Source organism: Nocardioides caldifontis (assembly GCF_008087345.1).
GTDB lineage: Bacteria > Actinomycetota > Actinomycetes > Propionibacteriales > Nocardioidaceae > Marmoricola_A > Marmoricola_A caldifontis.
In genome coordinates this window covers 218,385-236,129 of the sequence record NZ_ML701737.1, presented here as the reverse complement: position 1 = coordinate 236,129, position 17,745 = coordinate 218,385, and the positions used below count along the sequence as shown (strand labels likewise).

Annotated in this window: 18 protein-coding genes; 9 read left to right on the top strand and 9 right to left on the bottom strand. The window is 72.5% G+C overall.

Annotated elements, in window-relative coordinates:
• Positions 1 to 4 precede the first annotated feature (4 nt).
• Together FIP57_RS06870 and ilvA are read left to right on the top strand one after the other, a co-directional pair.
• Positions 5 to 811 carry an ABC transporter ATP-binding protein gene (locus FIP57_RS06870; RefSeq protein ID WP_148572785.1) on the top strand — a complete coding sequence of 269 codons (807 nt, stop codon included), beginning with the start codon at positions 5 to 7 and terminating at the stop codon, positions 809 to 811.
• A 28-nt stretch (positions 812 to 839) separates the two neighbouring features.
• Positions 840 to 2,060 (top strand): threonine ammonia-lyase, encoded by a 1,221-nt coding sequence (gene ilvA, locus FIP57_RS06865; RefSeq protein ID WP_148572784.1) that lies wholly within the window; start codon positions 840 to 842, stop codon positions 2,058 to 2,060.
• A gap of 18 nt (positions 2,061 to 2,078) precedes the next feature.
• Here ilvA and greA read toward each other — a convergent pair whose 3' ends face one another.
• The gene (gene greA, locus FIP57_RS06860) at positions 2,079 to 2,582 is read right to left on the bottom strand and encodes a transcription elongation factor GreA (RefSeq protein ID WP_148572783.1); all 504 of its coding nucleotides are present in this window, start codon (positions 2,580 to 2,582) and stop codon (positions 2,079 to 2,081) included.
• Positions 2,583 to 2,691: 109 nt separating this feature from the next.
• A complete protein-coding gene (locus tag FIP57_RS06855; RefSeq protein ID WP_148572782.1) occupies positions 2,692 to 3,108 on the bottom strand; it encodes a DUF4307 domain-containing protein in 417 nt (138 codons plus the stop codon).
• Positions 3,109 to 3,142: 34 nt separating this feature from the next.
• Between FIP57_RS06855 and mca the strand changes: the two genes are divergently transcribed.
• Positions 3,143 to 4,030 (top strand): mycothiol conjugate amidase Mca, encoded by an 888-nt coding sequence (gene mca / locus FIP57_RS06850; RefSeq protein WP_148572781.1) that lies wholly within the window; start codon positions 3,143 to 3,145, stop codon positions 4,028 to 4,030.
• Positions 4,027 to 4,263, top strand: coding sequence for a hypothetical protein (locus tag FIP57_RS06845; RefSeq protein ID WP_148572780.1), 237 nt, complete (start codon positions 4,027 to 4,029; stop codon positions 4,261 to 4,263). The genes mca and FIP57_RS06845 overlap by 4 nt, the downstream gene beginning before the upstream one ends.
• Positions 4,264 to 4,289: 26 nt before the next feature.
• Here FIP57_RS06845 and FIP57_RS06840 read toward each other — a convergent pair whose 3' ends face one another.
• The 3 genes from FIP57_RS06840 to trxA are packed head-to-tail and all read right to left on the bottom strand — an operon-like array spanning position 4,290 to position 6,214.
• The gene (locus tag FIP57_RS06840; RefSeq protein ID WP_148572779.1) at positions 4,290 to 5,153 is read right to left on the bottom strand and encodes an oxygenase MpaB family protein; all 864 of its coding nucleotides are present in this window, start codon (positions 5,151 to 5,153) and stop codon (positions 4,290 to 4,292) included.
• 49 nt (positions 5,154 to 5,202) lie between these two features.
• Positions 5,203 to 5,808 carry a class I SAM-dependent methyltransferase gene (locus FIP57_RS06835; RefSeq protein ID WP_148572778.1) on the bottom strand — a complete coding sequence of 202 codons (606 nt, stop codon included), beginning with the start codon at positions 5,806 to 5,808 and terminating at the stop codon, positions 5,203 to 5,205.
• Between the two features lie 13 nt (positions 5,809 to 5,821).
• A complete protein-coding gene (gene trxA / locus FIP57_RS06830) occupies positions 5,822 to 6,214 on the bottom strand; it encodes a thioredoxin (protein ID WP_148572777.1) in 393 nt (130 codons plus the stop codon).
• A gap of 265 nt (positions 6,215 to 6,479) precedes the next feature.
• On the opposite strand from trxA, the gene FIP57_RS06825 reads away from it, so the two are divergent.
• Positions 6,480 to 8,231, top strand: a complete 1,752-nt coding sequence (locus FIP57_RS06825) for a family 16 glycosylhydrolase (protein WP_148572776.1) — start codon at positions 6,480 to 6,482, stop codon at positions 8,229 to 8,231.
• Positions 8,232 to 8,339: 108 nt separating this feature from the next.
• Here the strand turns inward: FIP57_RS06825 and FIP57_RS06820 are convergent, their stop codons facing one another.
• The 3 genes from FIP57_RS06820 to FIP57_RS06815 form a co-directional block, all read right to left on the bottom strand.
• Positions 8,340 to 9,869, bottom strand: a complete 1,530-nt coding sequence (locus FIP57_RS06820) for a SulP family inorganic anion transporter (RefSeq protein WP_238993336.1) — start codon at positions 9,867 to 9,869, stop codon at positions 8,340 to 8,342.
• Positions 9,870 to 10,172: 303 nt separating this feature from the next.
• Entirely contained in the window at positions 10,173 to 10,343 is a 171-nt protein-coding gene (locus tag FIP57_RS23110; protein WP_162529699.1) for a hypothetical protein, read from the bottom strand.
• Entirely contained in the window at positions 10,340 to 11,716 is a 1,377-nt protein-coding gene (locus FIP57_RS06815; protein WP_148572775.1) for an MBL fold metallo-hydrolase, read from the bottom strand. The genes FIP57_RS23110 and FIP57_RS06815 overlap by 4 nt, the downstream gene beginning before the upstream one ends.
• A 100-nt stretch (positions 11,717 to 11,816) precedes the next feature.
• Between FIP57_RS06815 and FIP57_RS06810 the strand changes: the two genes are divergently transcribed.
• Both FIP57_RS06810 and FIP57_RS06805 read left to right on the top strand, forming a co-directional pair.
• Entirely contained in the window at positions 11,817 to 12,080 is a 264-nt protein-coding gene (locus FIP57_RS06810) for a metal-sensitive transcriptional regulator (protein WP_148572774.1), read from the top strand.
• An 18-nt stretch (positions 12,081 to 12,098) separates the two neighbouring features.
• A complete protein-coding gene (locus tag FIP57_RS06805; RefSeq protein WP_148572773.1) occupies positions 12,099 to 14,102 on the top strand; it encodes a thioredoxin domain-containing protein in 2,004 nt (667 codons plus the stop codon).
• A gap of 273 nt (positions 14,103 to 14,375) precedes the next feature.
• Here FIP57_RS06805 and trhA read toward each other — a convergent pair whose 3' ends face one another.
• Positions 14,376 to 15,146, bottom strand: a complete 771-nt coding sequence (gene trhA, locus FIP57_RS06800; protein ID WP_148572772.1) for a PAQR family membrane homeostasis protein TrhA — start codon at positions 15,144 to 15,146, stop codon at positions 14,376 to 14,378.
• A gap of 45 nt (positions 15,147 to 15,191) precedes the next feature.
• On the opposite strand from trhA, the gene FIP57_RS06795 reads away from it, so the two are divergent.
• Together FIP57_RS06795 and FIP57_RS06790 are read left to right on the top strand one after the other, a co-directional pair.
• Entirely contained in the window at positions 15,192 to 15,971 is a 780-nt protein-coding gene (locus FIP57_RS06795) for an isoprenyl transferase (RefSeq protein WP_148573042.1), read from the top strand.
• A gap of 233 nt (positions 15,972 to 16,204) precedes the next feature.
• On the top strand, positions 16,205 to 17,524 hold the full coding sequence (locus FIP57_RS06790) for a PhoH family protein (protein ID WP_148572771.1): 1,320 nt from the start codon (positions 16,205 to 16,207) through the stop codon (positions 17,522 to 17,524).
• The last annotated feature ends 221 nt before the right edge of the window (positions 17,525 to 17,745 follow it).

Here is a 17,745-nt window from a genome sequence, read left to right as displayed (position 1 = left end):
CGTCATGGCGGACGCCGTACGCACACCGCACCGGCAACCGGTCGAGATCGCCGGGCTGAGCCACCACTTCGTCGTGGGTGGTGCCGAGGTCCCGGCGCTCGACCGGATCGACCTGACGATCGAGCCCGGCGAGTTCGTGACGCTCGCCGGGCCGTCCGGATGCGGGAAGACCACGCTGCTCCGGCTCCTGGCGGGGTTCATGCGTCCCTCGGAGGGCACCGTGAGCGTCGCTGGCGAGCCGGTCCGCGGCCCGTCGGAGGAGCGCGGGGTGGTCTTCCAGCAGGCCACGCTCTTCCCGTGGCTCTCGGTGCGTCGCAACGTCGAGCTCGGGCTCCGGCTGCGCAAGGTGGACAAGGCCGAGCGCGAGGAGCGGACGCGCCAGCACCTCGAGCTCGTCGGGCTCACCGACTTCGCCGACCACCGCCCCTACGAGCTCTCCGGGGGCATGCAGCAGCGGTGCCAGATCGCGCGGGTGCTCGCCAACGACCCCGACATCGTCCTCATGGACGAACCGTTCGGGGCGCTGGACGCGCTGACCCGCGAGCGGCTCCAGGAGGAGCTGCTGGAGATCTGGCGGGCCACCGGCAAGACGGTCCTCTTCATCACCCACAGCGTCGACGAGGCGGTCTTCCTGGGCTCCCGGGTGCTGGTGATGAGCCCCCGGCCGGGGCGGATCGTCCTCGACGAGTCGGCGGTCCTCACCGAGAACGGCGAGCGGGCCGCACCCGACCACCTCCGGGCGCTGCCCCGGTTCGTCGAGCTCCGCGAGGCGGTCCGCGAGGCGATCGTGGCCGGTCAGCAGCCCGCCTGAGCGCCGCAGCAGGCCTTACGCTGCGGGGATGAGCAGCGAGGTCGGCCCGAGCGCCGAGGACGTGGCGGACGCCCAGCGGCTCCTCGAGGGGGTCGCGATCCGCACGCCGGTCGAGGAGTCCCGGTGGCTCTCGCTGGTCGCCGGCGGCCCGGTGCTGCTCAAGACCGAGAACCTGCAGCGCGCCGGCTCCTTCAAGATCCGCGGGGCCTACACCCGGATGTCCCGGCTCTCCGACGAGGAGCGCGCCAGGGGCGTCGTCGCGGCGAGCGCCGGCAACCACGCCCAGGGCGTCGCGCTCGCCGCCCAGCTCCTCGGGATCCGGTCACGCGTCTACATGCCGCAGGGCGCGCCGATCGTGAAGGAGAAGGCCACCCGGGCCTACGGCGCCGAGGTGGAGTTCGTCGGCACCACGATCGACGAGGGGCTCGTCCAGGCCCGGAGGTACGCCGAGGAGACCGGCGCGGTCCTGGTGCACCCGTTCGACCACCCGGACATCGTGGCCGGCCAGGCCACCTGCGGGGTCGAGATCCTCGAGCAGTGCCCCGAGGTCCGCACGGTGATCGTCCCGGCCGGGGGAGGCGGGCTGCTCGCCGGGATCGCGACCGCGGTGAAGCGCGAGCGGCCCGACGTGCACGTCGTCGGCGTGCAGGCGGCCGGCGCGGCGGCGTGGCCGATCTCCCTGGAGAAGGGTGCGCCGCACGCGCTCGACGCGATGAGCACGATCGCCGACGGCATCGCGGTCGGGCGTCCGGGGGACGTGCCGTTCGCCGCTGTCCGCGCCCACGTGGACGAGTTCCTCACGGTCAGCGAGGAGTCGCTCTCCAAGGCGCTGCTGATGCTCGTCGAGCGCGCGAAGCTCGTCGTCGAGCCGGCCGGCGCCGCCGGGGTGGCCGCGATGATGGACCACCCGCAGCGCTTCACCACACCGGCCGTCGTGGTGCTCTCCGGCGGCAACATCGACCCGATCCTGCTGATGAACGTGATGCGCCACGGCATGGCGGCCGCCGGCCGCTACCTGGACTTCCGCGCCCGCATCCCGGACCGGCCCGGCGGGCTCGCCCGGCTGCTCACCGAGATCGCGGACGCCGGTGCCAACGTGCTCGACGTCGTGCACCGGCGCACCTCGGCCGCCCTCCACCTCGACGAGGTGGAGGTGGCGCTGCAGGTGGAGACCCGGAGCCCCGAGCACGCCGAGCAGGTGCTCGAGCACCTGCGCACCCGGGGGTACCCGGTCCGCCAGCGCCGCTGAGCGCGGCCGGTCAGGGGGTCACCCCTGGAAGGGGACCGCCTCGACGATCTCCACCTTGAGCTGCTTGCCGGTGGGCGCGGTGAAGTCGACGGTGTCGCCGCGCTTGCTGCCGATGATCGCGGAGCCCATCGGCGACTGCGGGGAGTAGACCTGCAGGTCGGGGCGCATGTCCGCCATCTCGCGGGCGCCCAGGAGGAACTCCTCGGTCTCGTCGTCGCCCGCGAAGCGGACGGTCACGATCATCCCGGGCTCGACGACGCCGTCGTCGGCCGGGGTCTCGCCGACCCGCGCGCGACGCAGCATGTCCTCGAGCTGGCGGATCCTGGCCTCGGCCTTGCCCTGCTCCTCGCGGGCGGCGTGGTAGCCGCCGTTCTCCTTGAGGTCGCCCTCGTCGCGGGCAGCGCTGATCCGGGCCACGATCTCCTCGCGGACCGGGCCTCGCAGGTGCTCGAGCTCGTCCTGGAGCTTGTCGAATGCCTCCTGGGTCAGCCAGATGACGTCGTGCTCTTGGGACTGGGTCACTTCGATGCTCCTGTGGTCGGACGGGGTAACGCCCCGGAGCCGTGCGGCACCGGGGCATGGTCAGGCCAAGTGGTCAAGACTACCGGACGGGTGGGAACGCGTCAGGTCGTCACGTGCGGGCCCGGGGTTGGCCGGGTGAGGTGCACCCCTCGGTGGTCACCGTCGTGGCCCGCCGTTCGGTGCGGATCTCCACCTCCACCGTCTGGCGGACCGGCCCGTCGGTGACCGGGACGGTGACCTCGCCCACCACGCCGCCGTCGCTCGACAGCGCCGAGACCGTGCAGGACGCCTCGGTCGAGGTGCTCTCGCGCACCACCTCGAGCGTCGCCACGGTCAGGTGGTCGCTGCGCACGTCGTACGTCGCGACGTCGCCCTGCGCCTCGACGTCGAACCGGTCGGTGAGCACCCAGACCAGGTAGGTCGCGGCGCCGGCGACCAGCCCGGCGACCAGCAGCAGGGCCACCACGCGGACCCCGACGCTGCGGCGTCCGCCGTAGCGCTGCGTGAGGTCGTCGAGGTCGGTCACGCGGCCATCCTAGGCGGGAACCTAGGATGGCCCCATGCCGTCGCCCTTGCGTCTCATGCACGTGCACGCGCACCCCGACGACGAGTCCAGCAAGGGCGCCGCCAGCACGGCGAAGTACGTCGCCGAGGGCGTCGACGTCCACGTGGTGACCTGCACGGGCGGGGAGCGCGGGTCGATCCTCAACCCCAAGATGGACCGGCCGGACGTGCTCGAGAACATCGCCGAGATCCGCCGCAAGGAGATGGACGCGGCGCGCGAGATCCTCGGGGTGAGCCAGGACTGGCTCGGGTTCGTCGACTCCGGGTTCCCCGAGGGCGACCCACCGCCGCCACTGCCGGAGGGGTGCTTCGCGACCGTCCCTGTCGAGGTGGCCGCCGAGCCGCTGGTGCGGCTGATCCGGTCGTTCAAGCCGCAGGTGGTGACCACCTACGACGAGAACGGCGGCTACCCGCACCCCGACCACGTCATGTGCCACAAGGTCACCGTCGCGGCGTTCGAGGCCGCCGGCGACCCCGAGCGCTACCCGGACGCGGGGGAGCCCTGGCAGCCGCTCAAGCTCTACTACCACCACGGGTTCCACCGCGAGCGCACCCAGGCGCTCCACGACGCGATGATCGAGCGCGGCCTGGAGTCGCCCTACGCCGAGTGGCTCGCGGAGTGGAAGCCCGACCCGGCCCACGACGCCCGGGTGACCACCCGGGTGCCCTGCGCGGAGTACTTCCCGGTGCGCGACCGGGCGCTGATCGCGCACGCCACCCAGATCGACCCGGACGGGCGCTGGTTCGCGGTGCCGCTCGAGGTGCACCAGCAGGCGTGGCCGACCGAGGACTACGAGCTGGCCCGCAGCCTCGTGGAGGTCGAGCTGCCCGAGGACGACCTGTTCGCGGGGATCCGCGACCACCCGACGACGAGGGAACGATGAGCCCGCTGCTCCACCTGCCCGTGCACCTGTCCGTGGTGCTCTCCGACGAGCTCGACCCCGAGGTCGAGGAGAACCTCACCCCGGGGTGGGTCGGCGCTCTGGTGATCCTCGGGCTGATCGTGATCACCGTGCTGCTGTGGCTGAGCATGCGGCGCCAGTTCCGCAAGATCCGCTTCGAGGAGGACGGTCCCGAGGGCCGGTCGGAGCCCGAGGGGACCGACGGCCGCGGCTGACGCCCGCAGAGGTCGGACAGTCGGGGTCAGGCGGTCCGCGGCGTCATCGCCCACCGGATCGTGCCGGTGGCCACGTGGCCGAGCGCCCGGACCGTGGTGCGCTCGGTGACCGGCAGCCACGGCAGCCGCAGCTCGCGGCGGGTCCAGACCGGCATCAGCCCGATCGCCGCGGACGCGATCACCAGGTAGGGCGGTCGCGCCGCGAGCGGCAGGTCGGGGTGGAGGAGCAGGAACCGGACCGCCTCGCGCGCGTGGTCGGTGCCGCGCAGCTCCGGGCGGTACACCGCCAGCGCCTCCCGCAGCTCTGCCTCGGTCGTCGGCACGTCGACCGCGCCGAGCCGCTCGGCGACCTGACCGGTCTGGGCGACGTACTCGTCCCGGCCGGCCTGGTCGAGCGGCTCGAGGCCGTAGGTGCGGTGGGCGGTGAGGAAGCTGTCGATCTCGGCGACGTGCACCCACCGCAGCAGGTGGGGGTCGGAGGCGCGGTAGGGCGAGCCGTCGGGCATCGTGCCGGTGATCGAGTCGTGGATCCGGCGTACGGCGTCGACGGCGGCCTGGGCGTCGTCCGCGGTGCCGAAGGTGGTCGTGGCCAGGAAGGTGCTGGTCCGGGCCAGCCGGCCCCACATGTCGCCGCGGTAGCCGGAGTGCTCGGCGACCGCCGTCATCGCCGCCGGGTGGAGCGCCTGCAGCATCAGCGCCCGGAGGCCGCCGACGAACATCGAGGCGTCGCCGTGGACCCGCTGGATCGCGCTCCCGGAGGGGAACCACCGCTCGCCCTCGCGGCCGTGGATCCGCTCGGCCCGTTTCGGCCCCTCGGGGCCGGCGACGCGCAGGAACAGCGCCTGGCCGAGCCGGGTGCGGAGGTCCGGAAGGGGAGCGGTCGGCGCCATGTCCCGATGATGCCCTGTGGCTGGTCGTCCAGACCGGCGCGCAGGTGCCTCAGCGCCGGACCAGCCGGACCAGGGCGTCCCAGGCGGTGCGGTCCGCCTCGCCGCCGTGGTCGTCGTCGGCGGGGACGACGCGGGCCACGCGCCCGGCGCGCACCACGTCGAACGGCTCCCCGGCCAGGTCGGCGAGCACGTCGTCGGCGGTGTAGAGCACCGCAGGGTCCTGCGGCCCACCGGTGCCCTCGGTGAGGTTCGTCGAGTCGTGGGCGACCAGGAAGAACGTGCCTCCGGGTCGGAGCGCCGCGAAGCTCCGGCGTACGGCGGTGCGGCGCTCGTCCTCGGCGAGCTGGAGGTAGGCGAGCACCACGAGGTCGACCTCCGGGAGCTCGACGGTCAGGGCGTCGCCGACCACCCACGCGACCGGGAGGTCACCGGCCAGCCGGCGGCCGCGCTCGACGGCGACCGCGGAGAAGTCGAGGGCGGTGACGTCCCACCCGCGCTGCGCGAGCCAGAGGGCGTTGCGCCCCTCGCCGCACGCGACGTCGAGGGCCGCCCCGGGTGGGAGGTCGGCCAGCTCGGCCTCGACGAACTGGTTGGGGCCGCGGGACCAGACCTGGTCCGACGCGGCGTACCTGGCGTCCCAGGCGTCGGCGTCCACGGGCGTGGCGGCGTCAGGCGGTCTCGCCCGAGGCGCGGCGCTCCTCGGCCTCGAACTCCGCGACCTGCGCCTTGACCTTGTCCATGTCGAGGGCGCGGACCGCGCCGACGACCTGCTCGAGCGCCTGCGGCGGGAGGGCGCCGGGCTGGGAGAAGACGAGGATCCCCTCGCGGAAGGCCATCAGCGTCGGGATCGAGGTGATGTTCGCCGCGGCGGCCAGGCTCTGCTCGGCCTCGGTGTCGACCTTGCCGAACACGATGTCGGAGTGCGCCTCCGACGCCTTCTCGTAGGTGGGGGCGAACTGGCGGCACGGGCCGCACCAGGAGGCCCAGAAGTCCACCAGGACGATGTCGTTGTCGAGAACGGTCTTCTCGAAGTCCGATGCGGTCAGCGTGACGGTGGCCACGGGGGCGTCCTCTCGTCGGTTCCGGGCGTGCACCTTCTCCAACGAGCGTTGCCCCCTGCCGCATTCCCTCAACCGCGGCTCGTGGGCGCCGGCCGATCCGGTCCGATTTGTCCGGAGTGACCGCGGTCACTCAAGTCCTCCTCGGATGAACCCGACAACGGTTTATGTATCGAGCAGGACCTTGGTCCCGGGACCTTCGGGTGCACGGGGGGTGCGCCGCCCTGGGACGGCCTGCGAAATCCGCGAAAGCTGTTGGGAGACAGTCTTGACCACCACTTCTGCACGTCTGACCGCCGCTGTCGCCTCGGTCGCCGTCGTGACCCCCCTGGCCGCCGGTGCCGCGCAGGGCGCGACCTCGGCCGCCGAGATCGACCGCGTCCTCAGCGACACCCGCATCACCGAGTCCAGCGGCCTCGCCCGCAGCACCTATGCGCGTGACGTCGTCTTCACCCACAACGACAGCGGCGACTCCGCCCGCGTGTTCGCCGTGGGCGCCGACGGCAAGACCGACGCGGTGCTGAAGCTCGAGGGCGCGAGCGCCACCGACTGGGAGGACATCTCCAGCGGCCCCGGCCACACGCTCTGGATCGGTGACCTCGGCAACGACAAGGACAGCCGCAAGACCGTGAGCGCCTACCGCTTCACCGAGCCCCAGAAGCTCGCCAACGGCTCGGTCGCCGCCACACGGTTCAACCTCCGCTACCCCGACGGCGCCCAGCACGCCGAGGCGCTGATGGTCCACCCGACCACCGGCCGCCTCTACGTCGTCACCAAGCGCGCCAAGGGCGCCGCGATCTACGCCGCGCCGACCAAGCTGGTCGCCGGTAAGGACAACGCCCTCACCAAGGTGGGCACCGCGCCCGCCGACGTGACCGCCGCGTCGTTCGCCCCGGACGGGACGACCTTCGCGCTCGCCACGCAGAGCACCACCTACGTGTACTCCGGCTTCGGCGCCACCCCTCGCACGCTGGCGAACCCGACGGCGCTCAAGGCCGTCGAGTCGGTCGAGGTGGACCGCACCGGCGCCAAGGTGCTGGTCGGCACGGAGGGGAAGAAGAGCCCCGTCTACGCGATGCCGCTCACCACGCCGGTCGCGCCGGCGCCGGCCCCCAAGCCGACCCCGACTCCGACCCCGACGCCGACTCCGACCCCGACTCCGACGCCGACTCCGACGCCGACTCCGACGCCGACTCCGACGCCGACTCCGACGCCGACTCCGACGCCGACTCCGACGCCGACTCCGGAGCCCGCGCCTGAGCCGGCTCCGGCCCCGGGCAAGCCCGCCGGTGAGGCGCCGGAGGGCTGGGAGCTCAGCTACTCCACGACGTTCGGGAACCTGAGCGGCTGGACGGTCTACAACAACCAGACCCAGTCCAACGACAACTCGATCAACATGGCGAAGAACGTCACCGCCGGGTCGGGTGGGCTCAAGATCCTCGGCAAGCGGGAGTCCGGCTACAGCCGGCCGTACACCTCCGGTGAGATCGTCGGCAAGTCCGGCAACCTCGTGGTCCCGAACTACTTCCGCGCCGAGGTGACCGGCACGTTCGAGGACGCCTCCGGCATCTGGCCCTGCCTGCTGTGGTTCCGTCCGAACAACGCCTCCGACGGCGAGATCGACGTCATGGAGTGGATGGGCGGCATGTGGACCGGCGACCAGAAGCGCGTCGCGGTGACCATGCACAACGAGTACGGCGCCACGCAGGACTCGATCAAGAAGCCGCTGATCCTCAAGAACCACTCGTGGTTCGACCCGAACGCCGAGCACACCTACACGGTGGAGAAGGTCCCGGGCTCGATCACGGTCTGGATCGACGGCCGCAAGATCAGCACCTTCGCCGCGGCCGACAAGGGCTGGTGGAACCGGATCATGGAGGTCAAGGACCGCACCTGGTACCCCCGGATCACCCTGCAGATCGGCCAGGGCGCCTCGACCAAGGTCGTCCCGAACCCGGCCTCGAGCTGGTCCAGCACCGAGGTGGGCGTCACCTCGCTGAAGCTCTGGACCCGCAGCTGAGCCGTTGACCAGGCGGAACCTCCCCCGCCGCCTCTGACCGATGCCCGTCACCCCTCCCTGGTGGCGGGCATCGGTGCGTCCCGAGGTGAGGCCGTCGGCGGACCAGGGTCAGGGCAGCTCGCCGCTGAGCCGTCCGTGGCGCTCGGCGCTGTGCGGGTCGAGCCCGACGATCTCGACGGTCTTCCCCTTGCGGGCGTACTTGGTGGTGATCGCGTCGAGCGCGGCGACCGACGACGCGTCCCAGACGTGCGACGACGACAGGTCGACGACGACGCGCGGCGGGTCGGCGGCGTACTCGAACTGGGTGTAGAGGTCGTTGCTGGAGGCGAAGAACAGCTCGCCGGTGACCCGGTAGACCGCCGTCGTCGAGCCGTCGTCCTCCGTCACGAGCTCGCGGTGGGTGCGGGTGAGGTGCGCGACCCGGCGCGCGAAGAGGGTCATCGCGACGAGCACCCCGCACACCACGCCGATCGCGAGGTTGCTGGTCGCCACGGTGACCACCAGCGTCGTGAGCATGACCGTCGTCTCCGACCGCGGCATCCGGCGCAGGGTGGAGGGGCGGACCGAGTGCCAGTCGAAGGTGCCGACGGCGACCATGACCATCACCGCGACGAGCGCCGCCATCGGGATGACCGCGACGACGTCGCCGAGCCCGACGACGAGCACCAGCAGGAAGACGCCGGCGAGGAAGGTGGAGATCCGGGTGCGGGCGCCCGAGGCCTTCACGTTGATCATCGTCTGGCCGATCATCGCGCAGCCGCCCATGCCGCCGAAGAGCCCCGTGACGACGTTGGCGGCGCCCTGGCCGCACGCCTCGCGGGTCTTGTCGGAGTGGGTGTCGGTGATGTCGTCGACGAGCTTCGCGGTCAGCAGCGACTCCAGCAGTCCCACCAGCGCCATCGCCAGTGCGTACGGCGCGATCACCTCGAGCGTCTCCCAGGTGAGCGGCACGTCGGGGAGGAGAAGCGAGGGCAGGCTGTCCGGCAGCTCGCCTTCCTCGCCGACGTCCGGCACGGTGAGCGAGCCGAGCACGGTGAGGGCGGTGAGCGCGACGATCGCGACCAGCGGCGCGGGGACGGCACGGGTGAACCGGGGGAGCGCGACGATCACCAGGATCCCGGCGGCGACCATCGGGTAGACGAGGAACGGCACGTCGACGAGGTGCGGCAGCTGGGCGACGAAGATCAGCACGGCCAGCGAGTTGACGAACCCGACCATCACCGAGCGCGGGATGAACCGCATCAGCCGGGCGACGCCGGCCACGCCGAGCACCACCTGGATCACCCCGCCGAGGAGCACGGTGGCCACGAGGTGGTCGTAGCCGTGGTCGCGCACGACGGGCGCCACGACGAGGGCGATCGCCCCGGTCGCCGCGGAGATCATCGCCGGCCGGCCGCCGAGGAACGCGATCGAGACGGCCATCGTGAACGAGGCGAACAGCCCGACCCGGGGGTCGACCCCGGCGATGATCGAGAACGAGATCGCCTCGGGGATGAGCGCGAGGGCGACGACCAGCCCGGCGAGGACCTCGGTGCGCAGCATCGCGGGCGAGCGCAGGGCGGCGCGCACGGTGTGCCCCGGTGGCGCCGCGTCGGGGGTGGTGGGGGAGGGGCTGGGCGCCGGGGTGGCGGTGGACAAGCGTGGGCTCCGTTCGCGGCGTGGACCGCCCAACTCTGCCACGCACCAGCCCCGGTCACCGGCGCCTCACGGAGCCGTCGTGGTGGGCATCACGCCCGCCCCGCGGGCTCCCGTCAGCGACGGAGGAGCCTGCCGAGCCAGCCGGCGCGCTCGCCCTCCGGGTGTCCCTCGCACCACTGGCCGGCCGGGACGGCTGACCTGACGTGCGCGACGTGCTGGCCGCAGCCGGCCCAGGTGGTCTTGCCGCAGGTTCGGCAGGTCGTTGCTCGGCACATGGTGGTTCTCCTTCGGGTGGTGCAGCGTTCAGGCCAGCGCAGGCAGGGCGCGGGCGGCGGTGAGAGCCAGGACAGGGGGCCGCTCGGGGGCGGCGCCCACGCCGGACCGCACGACCAGGGCCGCGGCGCTGGTCAGCGTGATGACGACCAGGGAGGTGCCGGCGGCCTGCTCCAGCGGCACGGCGACGAGCAGGGTCACGCCTCGGGGCCGACCAGGTGCAGCCCGACCTTCTCGGCGTTCGCGAAGCTGTCGTCGATCGCGACCAGCTTCCGGCCGCCTGCGGCGTCGAGGATCGAGGCGGCGACGCTGGCGCGGTATCCGCTGGCGCAGTGCACCCACAGCTCGCCCTCGGGAACCTCCTCGACCCGGTTCGGCAGCTCGTGGATCGGGATGTTCACCGCGCCCTTGATGCGCGCCTTGTCGTGCTCGTCGGCTCGTCGCACGTCGAGGACGACGACCGGCCGGTGGCGACGGACCTGCTCGAGATCGGCGAAGGTGCCGGTCGGGAAGGACGCGAGGTCGCGGTCGGACCAGTCCTCGGGGCCGCCGGTGGCGTGCGCGGCCGGCCGGTCGATGCCGATGCGGACCAGCTCGCGCTGGGCCTCGGCGACGTCCTCGGCGGTCTCGCCGAGCAGGGTGACCGGGGTGCCCCAAGTGATGAGCCAGCCCAGGTAGGTGGCGAACGCGCCGTCGAGCCCGAAGTTCAGGGTGCCGGGCGCGTGGCCGGCGGCGAACGCGGTGCGGTTGCGCAGGTCGACGACCCACTCGCCGGCCTCGATACGCCGGCGCAGCTCACCCGCGTCAGCCTCGGTGGGCACGCTCAGGTCGGGCTCGGAGGGCCCGGCGGCGTTCGCGGGGCCCATGTGGGCGTAGTAGGCGGGGAACGCGCCGAGCCCGTCGAGGAGCTCGCGGACGTAGGTCTCCTCGTCCTGGGTGAGCGCCGGGTTGGACTGCTTCTCCTGGCCGATCGTGGACTCGGTGGCATCGGACTGGGTGGCGGCGCAGAACGAGCCGAAGCCGTGCGTCGGGAACACCTCGGCCTCGTCGGGCAGCAGCTCGGCGAGCTTGTGGGCCGAGGCGTGCTGGTGACGCACCAGCGCGTGGGTGTGCTCCTCGCCCAGCAGGTCCGGCCGGCCGGTGGCGCCGTACAGCAGGGAGCCGCCGGAGAAGACCGCGAGCTGCTCGCCGGTGGTGGCGTCGGTCAGGGCGTAGGAGAGGTGGGTGAACGTGTGGCCGGGGGTCGACAGCGCGGTGAGCCGCATCCGCGGCCCCACCTCGATGGTTTCGCCGTCCCGGACGGGGGTGCGGTCGAAGGAGACCTGGTCGTCGGCGTTGACGCGGTACGTCGCGCCGGTGCGCTCGGCCAGCGCCAGCCCGCCGGTGACGTAGTCGTTGTGGATGTGTGTCTCGAACACGTCGGTCAACCGCACCCCGTGCTTCTCGAACAGGTCGAGGACCCGGTCGATGTCGCGCTGCGGGTCGACCACGAAGGCGACCTCGCCGTCGTGGACGACGTAGCTGCGGTCGCCGAGGGACGGGGTGTCGATCGTGAGGATCGCAAGGTTGCGCATGGTCCATCCTCCCTGAAGTTCCTATACCCCGGAGGGTATAAGTATGAGCATAGCAGTACCCTGGGGGGTATCTTGACGACGTCGCCATCGAGGAGGACGTATGGAGCTCGACCCGGCCGAGATGACCTCGGCGATCAACCGGATCAAGCGCGCCCGCGGGCAGCTCGACGGCGTCCTGCGGATGCTCGAGGAGGGGCGCGACTGCGAGGACGTCGTGACCCAGCTCGCCGCGGTGTCCCGTGCGCTGGACCGGGCCGGGTTCGCGATCGTCGCCACCGGCCTCCAGAAGTGCCTCGTCAACGGGGACGGTCCCGACAGCGTCGACGTCAAGAAGATGGAGAAGCTGTTTCTCTCCCTGGCCTGAGGTGGGAAGACTGCTCGGGTGAACCGTCTCGCGCACGCCACCTCGCCGTACCTCCTGCAGCACAAGGACAACCCGGTCGACTGGTGGGAGTGGTCGGAGGAGCCGTTCGTCGAGGCGAGGGAGCTCGACAAACCTGTCTTGCTGTCAGTGGGCTACGCCGCCTGCCACTGGTGCCACGTGATGGCGCACGAGTCCTTCGAGGACCCGGCGACCGCGGCGCTGATGAACGAGCGGTTCGTCAACGTCAAGGTCGACCGGGAGGAGCGGCCCGACGTCGACGCGGTCTACATGCAGGCGACGACCGCGATGACCGGCCACGGCGGCTGGCCGATGACCGTCGTCACGACGCCGGACGGCGAGCCGTTCTTCTGCGGCACCTACTTCCCCGACGAGCCGCGCCACGGCCAGCCCGCGTTCCGGGACGTGCTCGTCGCGCTCTCCGACGCCTGGCGGGACCGGCGCGGCGAGGTGGCCGCGGTCGCCGCGGACGTCCGCGAGCACCTGCGGTCCGGGCTGGCCATGGAGGCCGGGGACGACCTCGACGACGAGGCGCTGAAGGGCGCGGTCCGCACCCTCGCCCGGGAGTACGACGCCTCCGCGGGCGGGTTCGGGGGTGCGCCGAAGTTCCCGCCGACGATGGTGCTCGAGTTCCTCCTCCGGCACGCCGCACGGACCCGGTCTCCCAACGCCTCGGGGATGCTGCACGGGACCCTCGAGGCGATGGCCCGCGGCGGCATGTACGACCAGCTCGGCGGCGGCTTCGCCCGCTACAGCGTCGACGCCGGGTGGGTCGTGCCGCACTTCGAGAAGATGCTCTACGACAACGCCCAGCTGCTCGGGGTCTACGCCCGCTGGGGTGCGCGCACCGACAGCGCGCTGGGCCGGCGGGTGGCGCACGAGACCGCGCGGTTCCTCCTCGACGAGCTCGGCACGCCGGGGGGCGGCTTCGCCTCCGCGCTGGACGCGGACACCGAGGGGGTGGAGGGACGGTTCTACGTCTGGACCCCCGCACAGCTGCACGACGTGCTCGGCGAGGACGACGGCGCGTGGGTGGCCGGGCTGCTCGGCGTGACGGCGGAGGGGACCTTCGAGGAGGGTGCCTCGACGCTCCAGCTGCGCTCCGACCCCGACGACCCGGAGCGGTGGGAGCGGGTCCGTCGCTCGTTGCTCGAGGCCCGGGCGGCCCGCACCCGGCCCGCCCGTGACGACAAGGTGGTCGCGGCCTGGAACGGGCTGGCCATCGGGTCGCTCGCCGAGGCCGGCACCCTGCTCGGCGCCACGGAGTACGTCGACGCCGCCGCACGTGCCGCGCAGCTGCTGCTCGACGTGCACCTCGACGGGGACCGGTTCCTCCGGGTGTCCCGGGACGGCCGGGCGGGGCGGCATGCCGCCGTCCTCGAGGACCACGGCTGCGTCGCCTCCGGGCTGCTGGCGCTCGGCCAGGCGACCGGCGAGCGTCGGTGGTTCGACGCCGCGGGAAGGCTTCTCGACGGGGCGCTCGAGCGGTTCACGGCCGACGACGGCGGCTTCTTCGACACCGCGGCCGACGCCGAGGCGCTGGTGGCCCGGCCGCGCGACCCGTCGGACAACGCCAGCCCGTCCGGGCTGTCCGCGACCGTGCACGCGCTGCTCACCTGGGCGGCGCTCACCGGCAGCGGGCGGCACCGCTCGGCGGCAGAGGCGGCGCTGCGGTCGGTGCGGACCCTGGCCGAGCGCGCTCCCCGGTTCGCCGGCTGGTCCCTGGCCGCGGCGGAGGCGGCGCTCGGGGGCCCGGTCGAGGTGGCGGTCGTGGGGGAGGCGGGTGACCCGCTCCGGGACGAGCTGCTCGCGGTGGCCCGACGCTCGGCGCTGCCGGGGTCGGTCGTGGTGGCCGGGGAGCCGGGGCCGGCGGCCGTCGTACCCCTGCTGGAGGGGCGAGGGCTGGCGGACGGGCGGGCGGCGGCGTACGTCTGCCGGCAGCTGGTCTGCGAGCGGCCGGTGAGCGACCCGGCCGAGCTGCGGCGGCAGCTTTCCGGGCGATGACTGCCGGGGCGGGCTCCGGACATGACGAAGGGAAGGCACGCGGCCTTCCCTCCGTCGGTCGTTCTCCTCGGTTCTCAGGGCCCTTCGGGCTCATGGTGTGACCTGCGTGGTGTCACGTAATCAGCACCTCCGATCGGACGACCTTTCGGTTGCCGACCACGGTAGGCCGGGTGCCGGACCCCGGTCCATAGGTCCCGTAAAGGAAGAACCGGCACGGTTCGGGAACCTTGCGCGAGGGGCGCGCAGGTCGTCCTCCGCTCGTCTGGAGCCCGCTCAGCGCAGCGAGTAGGTCGCGATCGAGATGCCCACGTAGTGGGTGACGAACGCCGCGATCGTCAGCGTGTGGAACACCTCGTGGAACCCGAACCACGACGGGAACGGGTCCGGCTTGCGGAAGCCGTAGACGAGGCCGCCCACCGTGTAGAGCGCGCCGCCGACGATCGTGAGCACCAGCACGGCGGTCTGCCCGCTGCCGACGAACTCGTCGGCGAAGAAGATCGCCGCCCACCCGAGGAGCACGTAGAGCGGGGTGTAGAGCCAGCGCGGCGCGTCGGGCCAGAAGACCCGGAAGAAGACCCCAGCGGTCGCCCCGCCCCAGACGATCGAGAGCAGCAGCGTGCGCGTCGCCCCCTCGACCATCAGCAACGTGAACGGCGTGTAGCTGCCGGCGATGAGCAGGAAGATGTTGGCGTGGTCGAAGCGCCGCAGGAACATCCAGGTCCGCGGGCTCCAGGTGCCGCGGTGGTAGATCCCCGACACGGTGAACAGCAGCAGCGCCGAGATCGTGAAGACCGTGCTCCCGATGCGGGTGGCCGTCGTCGGCGAGAGCACGATCAGGACGATGCCGGCGGCGAGCGTCAGCGGTGAGGTGATCGCGTGCAACCAGCCCCGGAGCTTCGGCTTGACCTCGACGAAGGCCTCGGCGAGCTGGTCGCCGAGGTGCTCGGCGGCGTGCGAAGCGGCGTGGCCGGCTGCCTGGGCGGCGGCCTGGGCTGACTGGGAAGCGTTGCGCCGGACGTGGGCAGCACCGTGGTCCCCATTCATGCCCTCACGGTACCGACGGAGCCGTAACCTCAACCTGTGAGCTCGGTGACCCTGAAGGCGAAGCAGGCGGCCCGGCGGGTGCTGTACCCGCTCTACGAGGCCCGCCTGGTCCGCCGCCTGCCCGAGCAGGGGCTGCCGCAGCACGTCGGCGTCATGCTCGACGGCAACCGCCGCTGGGCCCGGGCCGTCGGCGCGGACACCGCCGCCGGCCACCGGGCGGGCGCGGCGAACATCTCGCCGTTCCTCGAGTGGTGCGACGAGCTCGGCATCGAGGTGGTCACCCTGTGGCTGCTCTCCACCGACAACCTGAACCGCCCGCGCGAGGAGCTCGACCCGCTGCTGCGGATCATCGAGGAGGTCGTCGGCGAGCTCGCCGCCGACGGTCGCTGGCGGATCAACCCCGTCGGCGCCCTCGACCTGCTCCCCGACAGCACCGCCCGCGCGCTGAAGGAGGCCGCGGCGGTCACCCGCGGGGTGGAGGGGGTCTGGGTGAACGTCGCCGTCGGGTACGGCGGTCGCCGCGAGATCACCGACGCCGTGCGCGCCCTCCTCCAGCACCACGCCCAGGAAGGCACCAGCCTCGAGGAGCTCGCCGGCAGCCTCGACGTCGAGCACATCGCCGACCACCTCTACACCAAGGGGCAGCCCGACCCCGACCTGGTGATCCGCACCTCGGGCGAGCAGCGGCTCGGCGGGTTCCTGCTCTGGCAGTCCGCGCACAGCGAGTTCTACTTCTGCGAGGCCTACTGGCCCGACTTCCGCCGCGTGGACTTCCTCCGCGCGCTGCGCGACTACGCCCTGCGCCAGCGCCGCTTCGGGGTCTGAGCGACCTGTCCGGCCGCTCTTCGCGTGTCTGCCGACGCGAGGCGCGATCGAGGCTTACCGTCGTGACAGCGGTGGGTGGGGAAGCCCGCCGCGACGGGAGGCCCGTTCGTGACAGGTCACGACCCAGCACCATCCGGGGGTCCGCACTCGGACTTCTGGGCCCGGTCCCGGTTCCGGCACTAGCAACCGGACCGGGACGCTGAGTGCGCGTGCCGGTCCCTGAGGAGCGCAGCATGGCCCTGCACACGGACCAGCGCACCAGCGGCACGAGGACCTACGTGCTCGACACGAGCGTCCTGCTCGCCGACCCGGCCGCCCTCGGCCGGTTCGAGGAGCACGAGGTGGTCCTCCCGGTCGTCGTCATCACCGAGCTCGAGGCGAAACGCCACCACCCCGAGCTGGGGTTCTTCGCCCGCGCCGCGCTCCGCCGCCTCGACGACCTCCGGGTCCGCCACGGCCGCCTCGACGAGCCGGTCCCGATCGGCGAGCTCGGGGGCACGCTGCGCGTCGAGCTCAACCACATCGACACCCAGACGCTGCCGTCCGGGTTCCGGCTCGGCGACAACGACACCCGGATCCTCGCGGTCGCGAAGAACCTCGCCGACGAGGGCGCCGAGGTCACCCTGGTCTCCAAGGACCTGCCGCTGCGGATCAAGGCGTCCGCGGTGGGGCTGGAGGCGGAGGAGTACCGCGCCGAGCTCGCCCCCGAGTCCGGGTGGACCGGGATGGTCGAGCTCGACGTGGCCGCAGCCGAGCTCGACGTGCTGTACGACGAGGGCCGGCTGGACCTCGAGCCGGCCCGCGAGCTGCCGTGCCACACCGGGCTCCGGCTGCTCTCCGAGCGAGGCAGCGCCCTGGCCCGGGTGCGTCCCGACAAGCAGGTGCAGCTGGTCCGCGGCGACCGTGACGTCTTCGGGTTGCACGGGCGCTCGGCCGAGCAGCGGATCGCGATCGACCTGCTGCTCGACCCCGACGTCGGCATCGTCTCGCTCGGCGGCCGGGCCGGCACCGGGAAGTCGGCGCTCGCGCTCTGCGCGGGGCTGGAGGCGGTCCTCGAGCGGCGCCAGCACAAGAAGGTCGTGGTCTTCCGGCCGCTCTACCCCGTCGGCGGCCAGGAGCTCGGCTACCTGCCCGGGTCGGAGAACGACAAGATGTCGCCCTGGGCACAGGCGGTCTTCGACACCCTCGGCGCGCTCACCTCGCGCGACGTGATCGAGGAGGTGCTCGACCGCGGGATGCTCGAGGTGCTGCCGCTGACCCACATCCGCGGCCGGTCGCTCCACGACGCCTTCGTGATCGTCGACGAGGCGCAGTCGCTCGAGCGCAACGTGCTGCTCACCGTGCTCTCCCGGATCGGCGCGAACTCCAAGGTGGTGCTCACCCACGACGTCGCCCAGCGGGACAACCTGCGGGTGGGGCGCCACGACGGGGTCGTCGCGGTCGTCGAGCGGCTCAAGGGGCACCCGTTGTTCGGCCATGTCACGCTCACGAGGTCGGAGCGCTCGCCGATCGCCGCGCTCGTCACCGACCTGCTGGAGAGCGTCACGGTCTGACCGGTCTGGACCGGTCGGGGATCCCGTGGCGCGGGATCCCCGACCGACCGGCGACGCGACCGTCGTACGGCGTGAAGCGGGTCACGAGGGGCACTTCACACGCCGTGGGTTTGCATCCGGCTAGCAAGTTGCCGATGTTGGAGATGTCGCCTCGTTCGGGTCCGGACGGGGCGACAGTCCTTGTCGTCGACGTCTGTGAGCCTTTCCGTGCCCCGACCCGA

Coding starts and splice junctions, on each gene's coding strand:
- FIP57_RS06870 (WP_148572785.1), top strand. CDS start 5: ATGGCGGACGCCGTACGCACACCGCACCGGCAACCGGTCGAGATCGCC.
- ilvA (WP_148572784.1), top strand. CDS start 840: ATGAGCAGCGAGGTCGGCCCGAGCGCCGAGGACGTGGCGGACGCCCAG.
- mca (WP_148572781.1), top strand. CDS start 3,143: ATGCCGTCGCCCTTGCGTCTCATGCACGTGCACGCGCACCCCGACGAC.
- FIP57_RS06845 (WP_148572780.1), top strand. CDS start 4,027: ATGAGCCCGCTGCTCCACCTGCCCGTGCACCTGTCCGTGGTGCTCTCC.
- FIP57_RS06840 (WP_148572779.1), bottom strand. CDS start 5,153: ATGGCGCCGACCGCTCCCCTTCCGGACCTCCGCACCCGGCTCGGCCAG.
- FIP57_RS06815 (WP_148572775.1), bottom strand. CDS start 11,716: ATGCGCAACCTTGCGATCCTCACGATCGACACCCCGTCCCTCGGCGAC.
- FIP57_RS06810 (WP_148572774.1), top strand. CDS start 11,817: ATGGAGCTCGACCCGGCCGAGATGACCTCGGCGATCAACCGGATCAAG.
- trhA (WP_148572772.1), bottom strand. CDS start 15,146: ATGAATGGGGACCACGGTGCTGCCCACGTCCGGCGCAACGCTTCCCAG.
- FIP57_RS06790 (WP_148572771.1), top strand. CDS start 16,205: ATGGCCCTGCACACGGACCAGCGCACCAGCGGCACGAGGACCTACGTG.